This window comes from Rhodococcus sp. (in: high G+C Gram-positive bacteria) (assembly GCF_049591685.1).
Taxonomy (GTDB): Bacteria; Actinomycetota; Actinomycetes; order Mycobacteriales; family Mycobacteriaceae; genus Rhodococcoides.
This window is the reverse complement of sequence record NZ_JBAWFH010000475.1, coordinates 1-7,349: the sequence shown is the minus strand read 5'-3', so window position 1 is coordinate 7,349 and position 7,349 is coordinate 1. Positions and strand designations below refer to the sequence as shown.

The following is a 7,349-nucleotide window of genomic DNA, read 5'->3' as shown; positions in this document are numbered from 1 at the left end:
AAAGGTGCCACCCGCGCTCAACGGAGCGTGGCTGGCACCTTTGTCGTTCGAACGGTTGAACTTTCCTACTTGCTGTGTTTCCCCAAGTCGGGCGTGTCGACCGTCGCTTCGCCGCTGCCGCCGGTGTTGTCTTCTGGGGTCGAGATCTTCTGCCCGGCTTCGGTGCCCCCGGCGAGGATGTCTCGGATCTGAACCAGCACATCGACATCGCTCAGTTCCTTCTCGGGAGCGCTGACAAATCGCTTCTTCGCGGTGTTCACAGGCAGGATCAGGACGAAATACACGACGGCAGCGATAATGGCGAAGTTGATCACCGCTGTCACCACGGCGCCGACGTTGATGAATGTTTCAGGGCTCGAGGTGATTTGGAATCCCCAGCCGTACTCGTTGGACCCGCCGAGAGCAGCGACCAGGGGGTTGACGATGTTCGTCGTGAAAGCCGTGACGATTGCAGTGAATGCGGCTCCGACGACAACTGCGACCGCCAGGTCCACGACATTGCCGCGAAGTAGAAAGTCTTTGAATCCTTTGAGCATGGCCGACCCTTCTGTTGAACCCGCGTATACACCAGTGGCGAGGCTAACCGAGATGACGATGAATTTCGGTTCGACACCTCGAATCCGAACGCGAGTGGAACCGAAAGAAGACCGGAAGGAAGGTTACTTGCTCTAACTGGCCTGTTACAGCTTGGTTGTGAGATCAACCAAGATTGGCGTGTTCGATCCTGGGCACGTTACTATGCCCGCTATGGGCCGTCACAGCGTGAACAATGCCGCTCCCACTCGCGAGTGGATCGAGAGTGTGCTCGGCAAGCGACACCGCTTGACGACCTTCCACAACCCGTCGATCGAGCTGGCCGACAGGTCTGCCCTCCTTCGACTGTTCCCCACAGCAGCCGACGTCGACGATTACGCCCACCGGGACGAGGCGTACCGCAACCTCGGTACTTCCGCGGCCCTGCACGTCGTGCGCGAAGTGTTCGCCGACTTCGACTCGTACGTTCTCCGGCTTTCTGAGCAGCGCGTGCGCGAACACCGCCCGCTGCGTGCGTCCGACGTCCTCCACAGTGACGTGTTCATCGAGACCCACGACGCAAACGATGACGTCGACATCTATAACGTCCGTATCGTCTTCACCGACACCATCGGCGCACTCGTCTTCACCAACTACGCCACATTCGAAGGCCATCTCGAATGCTCGACCGTGGAAAAAGACGAGCCCGTCGACACCGAAACAACCACCGAGCCGGAGCGGCGCGGAACAGGCCTCGCAGCCAGCAGCTAGTGGAAGGTGACGGTCAGCGCACTCGTCAGCGAGGCTGCAGCCACCGTCATCGCATCAGCGGCTGACATCGCCACCAGCACCACCTGCTCGTTGCTGCGCGCACGTGCGTCCTGTTCGGACACCAGAACCACCACGGCCTTGCTCGCGAGCACTCGCGCGGTGCGGTCGTTCTCGTCCTCGCCGACCGTCAGCACGTCCACCGTGTCGCCCGAACGAAGAAGCTCGGTCACACCTGCGTCAGTCAGCCGAATGGGAACGATGCGGGCATCCGACCCGCCGAGCGCAGATTCCGCGAGACGCGACGACAGCAGACGCACATCAGTCAGCGGTTCACCCGCCCTGACCGGCCCGGCAACTGTGTGGGTGAGTACCTCGTCAACCGAGCCGAGTGCACCGTCGGGAACCGCCGAAGGGGGATACTCCGCGATCCGCACGTCCGCAGCGTCGAGCGCGGACCCGGGAGCGAGATCCGCGGCCGCCACCACCACACGCACAGTGTCGGTGGCTACGGCGTCGCGCGCAAAGAGGACGACGGCAACGGCGGCGAGCAGCCCTGCTGCGATGCGCCTGCACAGAATGGTTCTCGTCCACCCGGGCCGACCCGCGATGCGGTCGAGGAGGGTGGCGTCGAGGCGACTACGAGTACTCGGCATGAGAGCACGCTAGCGAGACGTGCACCTCGACTAGGCACAGAACAGGCCCCGGCTGTGGATAACGCCGGGGCCTGTGGACAACTGGTGAAAGCGTGGCTAACTGGCAGCAGCCTTCGACGGTGACGAGGACGAACTCGACGAAGAGGAACTACTGCTCGAGGAAGACGTGTCGCTGCTCGAAGAGCTCGAGGAACTGGACGCGGGGGCCGACTCCTTCTTCGGGGGAGCGGCATCGCTCTTCGAATCGCCCGAGCTTTCGCTTACAGTGCTCGATCCGCTGCGACTGTCGGTGCGGTAGAACCCGCTTCCCTTGAACACGATGCCGACGGAATTGAACAGCTTCCGCAGCTTGCCGGTGCACTGTGGGCAGACGGTCAGCGAGTCTTCGCTGAACGACTGCACGATGTCGAATCGGTTGTCGCATTCGGTGCAGGCGTACGAATAGGTGGGCATCGATGTTCCTCCGCGCTGGTCCACTGGTCACCAAGGAGATATCGCCGCGGTGTACTACTGACGTCGAGACCACTGGTGTGCCGAAAAAACTTCAAACTAGAGAGCATTGGCACTCTACAGTCATGACTGCCAACGTAGCTATTCGGACGGGTATTCCCGGGCCAGCTCGACGAGGCCGTGGCTCGGCGTCAACGCGTGCGTCGCCCGTCGATCGTGCGGTTCCTCCGGCAAAACCTCTACCAATTCCTCGTCTCGGACGACCGCCACGATCGGAATGCCCGGACCGACGAGATCGAGCGTCCGATCGTAAAATCCGGCGCCCCGGCCCAGTCTGACGCCGCGCTTGTCGACCGCCAGAGCGGGGACGAAGACCACTTCGCACCCCGTTACGGACTCGGGGTCCAGCACGGCTCCCGCCGGCTCGAACAACCCGTAGGGAGCCGCGATCAGACTCCTCCGGCCTGTGTACTCTGCCCAGTGCAAAGGGCCTGGTTCGCGCGCTATCGGCACCAGGACGGTGGGGGACACCGCCCGGAGTGCGTCGAGCAGATCCAGTGAGCCAGGCTCACTGCCGACCGGCACGTACGCGGCGACGGCGCGCGTTCCGCGAGCCGAATCCGCTGCGGCATGACACAGTTTCAAAGAATCCTCGGCGCGCTCCGCTGGAGCGACCAGACGACGCCGAGCCAGCACGGACCGCCGCCACTCCACTTTTGGAGACGGCACCGTGGAGGACGGGGCCGCGCAGGTCGGCGTCTCGGAATCACCTGGCGTCATGGTTTCGAGCTTAAGCACCAGGGGAAACAGACACCACATGCGGAAGAACTGCCGCAGTGAGCATGGATAGGGTGGGCAGCATGACAGAAGCCGCGACAGAACCGACTGCGTCCGAAACCGTTCCGGATCGGTACTTTCGGACTGCGATCGTTCCCGCAGCGGGCATGGGTACACGATTCCTCCCGGCAACCAAGACCGTTCCCAAGGAACTGCTCCCGGTCGTCGATACCCCTGGAATCGAACTAGTCGCAGGTGAGGCCGCCGATTCGGGCGCCGAGCGACTGGTCATCGTCACCTCACCGGGCAAAGACGGCGTTGTCGCTCACTTCGTCGAAGACCTCGTCCTCGAAACCAAGCTCGAGAAGAGCGGCAAGCTCAAGATGCTCGAGAAGGTCCGCGTCGCACCGGCCCTGCTCGACGTGCAGTCCGTTGTTCAGCAGGAGCCGCTCGGTCTCGGTCATGCGGTTGCGTGCGCCGAAGAGGTGCTCGATGACGACGAGAGCGCCGTCGCCGTCCTGCTTCCCGACGACCTCGTACTTCCTCGCGGCGTCCTCGACGTGATGTCGCGAGTGCGCGCCAAGCGCGGCGGCACCGTCCTGTGCGCCTTCGAGGTCCCCGAAGAGAACGTGTCCTCCTACGGCGTGTTCTCCGTCGAGACTGTTCCCGACGCCAACAACCCCAACGTGCTCAAGGTCACCGGCATGGTCGAGAAGCCGAAGCGTGAGGAAGCTCCGTCGCTCTTCGCCGCCGCAGGCCGTTACCTGCTCGACCGCGCGATCTTCGACGCAATCCGACGAATCGAGCCGGGTGCTGGCGGCGAGCTCCAACTCACCGACGCGATCGCATTGCTCATCGAGGAAGGCCACCCCGTGCACGTTGTCGTGCACCGCGGACCCCGACACGACCTCGGAAATCCCGGGGGATACCTCCGAGCTGCGGTTGACTTTGCACTCGAACGCGATGATTACGGTCCGTCGCTGCGTGAGTGGTTGACCGAGCGTCTGAGCGACGATTGGGCGCCGCAACTCACCAAGTACGAGTAGGCCCATGTGAACACGTAGAGGAAGGGCCAGATGCGCTCGGTTGAGGATCAGCAGACCAGGGTTACTGCTGCGGCAGTTGCACCACGGCCTGTACGGGTCGCGATATCGGAAGCGCAGGGCCTTCTCTGCGCCGAGGAAGTCGTCACCGAGCGCCCACTGCCCGGCTTCGACCAAGCGGCCATCGACGGCTACGCAGTACGAAGCGTCGACGTCTCCGCCGCCGGTACCGACCTGCGCAACGAGGACGACGAGCGGATCGACCTGACGCTGCCCGTCGTGGGCGAGGTCAGCGCCGGGTCACGGCAACCCATCCGCCTTCAGCCCCGGCAGGCGGTACGCGTCGATACCGGCGCTCCGCTTCCGACGCTGGCCGACGCCGTTCTTCCGCTGGACCGCACGGACGGTGGCCGCGCCCGGGTCAAGGTCTTCCGCCCGGTGCGTTCCGGCGACTATGTCCGCAGAATCGGCGACGACGTCCAACCCGGTGACGTCGCCGTCCGCGCGGGCACCATCATCGGCGCGGCCCAGGTAGGACTGCTCGCCGCTGTCGGACGCGACAAGGTGCTCGTGCATCCGCGGCCACGCCTGTCCGTCATCTCGGTGGGTGGAGAACTCGTCGACACCGACCGCACACCAGGGTCGGGACAGGTCTACGACGTCAACTCCTATGCGCTCGCTGCCGCGGCACGCGACGCCGGCGCAGACGTCAACCGCGTCGGGATCGTCAGCACCGATCCCAAACGCCTCCGCGAGGTGGTCGAGGGTCAGCTGATCCGCTCGGAGATCGTCGTCATCGCAGGCGCTGTGGGCGGGGGAGCATCGGAAGGCGTTCGTGAGGCGCTCTCCGACCTCGGCGACCTCGAAGTCGAACGCGTTGCGATGCACCCCGGTTCGGTGCAGGGGTTCGGGCAACTGGGGCGCGACGAGGTGCCCACGTTCCTCCTGCCGGCCAACCCGGTCAGTGCCCTCGTGGTGTTCGAGGTCATGGTGCGTCCGCTCATCCGCATCGCGCTCGGACGGCGACAGCCCATGCGTCGGTCCGTCACCGCGCGAACCGTCGCCCCCATCACCTCGATCGAGGGCCGCAAGGGCTACCTGCGCGGTCAGCTCATGCGCGACGAGGAAACGGGCGAATACCTCGTGCAGGCGCTCGGCGGCGCTCCCGGGGCGTCTTCGCACCTGCTGGCGACGCTCGCCGAAGCCAACTGCCTCGTCGTCATCGAGCCCGACGTCACCGAAATTCGCACCGGCGAAGAAGTGGGTGTGTCGTTCCTGGCCCAGCGTGGCTAGTGGTGGGCCCGTGCCCGGCACCGCCTAATATCGACAGATGCCCAGCACGTGGTCGAGCCACCCAGGTTGGCCGGCGAAGTCGGGACCTCTGAAAGTTGCCGGCGGCACCGTCGTCATCCGTCCCGTCCGGTTGCGAGATGCCGCTACGTGGAGCCGTATCCGACTCGCCGACCGCGCGCACCTCGAACCGTGGGAGCCGACCGGTGAGGGTTCGTGGGCTGCGCGACACCATATTTCGGCGTGGCCGGGCCTCGTTTCGGGCCTGAAGTCGGAGGCGCGCAAGGGACACATGATTCCCATGGCCATCGAGTTGGACGGCTACTTCTGCGGGCAACTCACCGTCGGCAACATCGTCCGGGGTGCGTTGCGGTCGGCGTGGATCGGTTACTGGGTCGCCAAGGAGGTCAACGGCCGAGGCGTCGCCACGGCCGCGCTGGCGCTGGGGCTCGATCACTGCTTCGGCGGCGTCGGACTGCACCGCGTCGAGGCGACGGTTCGCCCGGAGAACGCGGCGAGCCAGGCTGTGCTGCGCAACGTCGGTTTCCGCGAAGAGGGCTTGTTGAAGAACTACCTGGATGTCGACGGTCGCTGGCGCGATCACCTCCTGGTGGCAATCACCGCGCCCGAGGTGCAGGTGACCGTGGCCGATCGCCTCGTGCGGTCCGGTCGAGCCGCCTGGGCCTGACGGAAGTTCGGCCTTCGGCCATTCTCGAGACTGATGTGACTAGAGTGACGTGTGTGTAATTCGGGTCGGCGCGTCTCCCCGGTTCGTCCGCGGCTTCCGCATAGCCTGATCACGTCAAAAGCTGTAAGACCGGAAAAGCCTGCCTCGGAAGGAGCGCGCCGAGATGCCCAACTCGATCATCTGGATCGGTCTGGTTGCCGTCTGGGTCTTCGTGCTGCTTCCGATGATGACCAGTAAACGTCCGCGCATCATGCAGACATCCGACGTTGCACTCGCCACCCGCGTACTGCACCGCGGGGGAACCAAGAAGCCGGCGCGCGGACCCGCCGTCGGACATGCGAGCGACCCCGATTGGCGACCCGAGGACGACGAGCGTGTCTCGGCACCCGCCAGCGTCGTCTTCGGACGCTCAGCACCGAACAACGCGAACAACGCGGAGGACTCGATGGACACTCACGCAGACACCGACACGATCGAGCGTGACGACACCATGCACGACGAGGACTCGAGAGAGGGTGCCTTGCGGGACAGCGAGTCTCGCGACAGGGGCGTACCGAAGGACTACGTGCCCAACCGGCGCGGTCGCGGAGGATTCGATCCCGAGGCCGACGCCATCGCGCGCGCAGCCCGGTATTCGTTCCGGCAGCGCGCAGTACTCGGTCTCGTCTTCGCCGCCATCACCTCGGCCGCCTTGGCCGTCATCATCACCGGAATGCTCTGGTGGGCCTGCGGCCTCGCCATCGCATCGCTGGGCGCGTACCTCTACTACCTCCGCCGTCAGGTGCAGATCGAACAGGATATCCGCCGTCGACGCATGACACGGATGGGCCGTTCGCGGCTCGGTGTCGAATCGCGCACCGACGACGAACTCGAGCTCGTCCCGCAGCGGCTGCGGCGCCCCGGCGCCGTCGTGCTCGAAATCGACGACGAAGACCCGGAGTTCGACCACCTGCCGCACTACTCGGAGCCGTTCCAACAGTCCTCGCCCGTCGACGACGACATCAGGCGGGCGTCGGGGGCCTGACGTTCGGAACCCGGAGCGACCTTTGATAAGGTTGCGCAGCGATCGCGAGGTCGTAAAAAAGGGGCTGTGGCGCAGTTGGTAGCGCGTCTCGTTCGCATCGAGAAGGTCAGGGGTTCGATTCCCCTTAGCTCCACAGAGTT

Annotated in this window: 9 protein-coding genes and 1 tRNA gene; 6 read left to right on the top strand and 4 right to left on the bottom strand. The window is 64.7% G+C overall.

The annotated features are described in order from the left end of the window. Positions 1 to 65: 65 nt before the first annotated feature. Positions 66 to 536: a large conductance mechanosensitive channel protein MscL gene (mscL, locus tag WBQ44_RS19645; RefSeq protein ID WP_495568342.1), complete on the bottom strand. Its 471-nt coding sequence runs from the start codon at positions 534 to 536 to the stop codon at positions 66 to 68. Positions 537 to 747: 211 nt separating this feature from the next. Here mscL and WBQ44_RS19640 point away from each other — a divergent pair, with 211 nt between their 5' ends. Then, entirely contained in the window at positions 748 to 1,284 is a 537-nt protein-coding gene (locus tag WBQ44_RS19640; protein WP_495568341.1) for a hotdog family protein, read from the top strand. On the opposite strand, the gene WBQ44_RS19635 is transcribed toward WBQ44_RS19640, so the two are convergent. The 3 genes from WBQ44_RS19635 to WBQ44_RS19625 all read right to left on the bottom strand — a co-directional run bounded on the left by WBQ44_RS19635 (position 1,281) and on the right by WBQ44_RS19625 (position 3,167). Continuing rightward, positions 1,281 to 1,937, bottom strand: coding sequence for an SAF domain-containing protein (locus WBQ44_RS19635; protein ID WP_495568340.1), 657 nt, complete (start codon positions 1,935 to 1,937; stop codon positions 1,281 to 1,283). The genes WBQ44_RS19640 and WBQ44_RS19635 overlap by 4 nt on opposite strands. Positions 1,938 to 2,033: 96 nt before the next feature. Further along, on the bottom strand, positions 2,034 to 2,390 hold the full coding sequence (locus tag WBQ44_RS19630; RefSeq protein WP_495568339.1) for an FmdB family zinc ribbon protein: 357 nt from the start codon (positions 2,388 to 2,390) through the stop codon (positions 2,034 to 2,036). A 138-nt stretch (positions 2,391 to 2,528) separates the two neighbouring features. Further along, positions 2,529 to 3,167, bottom strand: a complete 639-nt coding sequence (locus tag WBQ44_RS19625; protein ID WP_495568338.1) for a 5-formyltetrahydrofolate cyclo-ligase — start codon at positions 3,165 to 3,167, stop codon at positions 2,529 to 2,531. Between the two features lie 80 nt (positions 3,168 to 3,247). Here WBQ44_RS19625 and WBQ44_RS19620 point away from each other — a divergent pair, with 80 nt between their 5' ends. From WBQ44_RS19620 to WBQ44_RS19600, 5 genes are all read left to right on the top strand, one after another. After that, positions 3,248 to 4,210: a UTP--glucose-1-phosphate uridylyltransferase gene (locus tag WBQ44_RS19620; protein WP_495568337.1), complete on the top strand. Its 963-nt coding sequence runs from the start codon at positions 3,248 to 3,250 to the stop codon at positions 4,208 to 4,210. Between the two features lie 30 nt (positions 4,211 to 4,240). Then, positions 4,241 to 5,500: a molybdotransferase-like divisome protein Glp gene (gene glp, locus WBQ44_RS19615; RefSeq protein WP_495568336.1), complete on the top strand. Its 1,260-nt coding sequence runs from the start codon at positions 4,241 to 4,243 to the stop codon at positions 5,498 to 5,500. A gap of 37 nt (positions 5,501 to 5,537) precedes the next feature. Then, on the top strand, positions 5,538 to 6,185 hold the full coding sequence (locus WBQ44_RS19610; protein WP_495568335.1) for a GNAT family N-acetyltransferase: 648 nt from the start codon (positions 5,538 to 5,540) through the stop codon (positions 6,183 to 6,185). A gap of 163 nt (positions 6,186 to 6,348) precedes the next feature. After that, positions 6,349 to 7,209, top strand: coding sequence for a divisome protein SepX/GlpR (gene sepX / locus WBQ44_RS19605; RefSeq protein ID WP_495568334.1), 861 nt, complete (start codon positions 6,349 to 6,351; stop codon positions 7,207 to 7,209). Positions 7,210 to 7,269: 60 nt separating this feature from the next. Further along, positions 7,270 to 7,342, top strand: a tRNA-Ala gene (locus tag WBQ44_RS19600). Positions 7,343 to 7,349 lie beyond the last annotated feature (7 nt).